The 273-nt window shown below is 32.2% G+C and carries 1 protein-coding gene; it reads left to right on the top strand.

Annotated elements, in window-relative coordinates:
- The coding region (locus NZ585_14945; GenBank protein ID MCS7081328.1) for a hypothetical protein at positions 1-260 on the top strand (260 nt) is incomplete at its 5' end.
- Between the last annotated feature and the right edge of the window lie 13 nt (positions 261-273).

Here is a 273-nt window from a genome sequence, read left to right as displayed (position 1 = left end):
ATGAAACTATGAGAAATATGCTTTCTTTAGGTAATACTTTTCTTAGGATATTAAGAGCAATTGATAACGTAAAGATAATTACAGAAGCGGTATCAGTTTTTGGACACACGCTAAAAATCCTGATGAGTGGAGAACTAGATTTCTATTTATATAAATCAGTAGAAGATGTATATCAAAACTCTTACTCTGAAAATCCATTTTCTCCAAAAGAAGCAATAGAGAGTCTAAAGGATAATCTGGTAGTGTTACTTGGCAGCTGACAGAAGACCATTA

The sequence above is a fragment of the Chloracidobacterium sp. genome, assembly GCA_025057975.1.
Lineage (GTDB): Bacteria > Acidobacteriota > Blastocatellia > Chloracidobacteriales > Chloracidobacteriaceae > Chloracidobacterium.
Note: the sequence above shows the minus strand (reverse complement) of the source record. Positions and strands in the feature narration are given on the sequence as shown.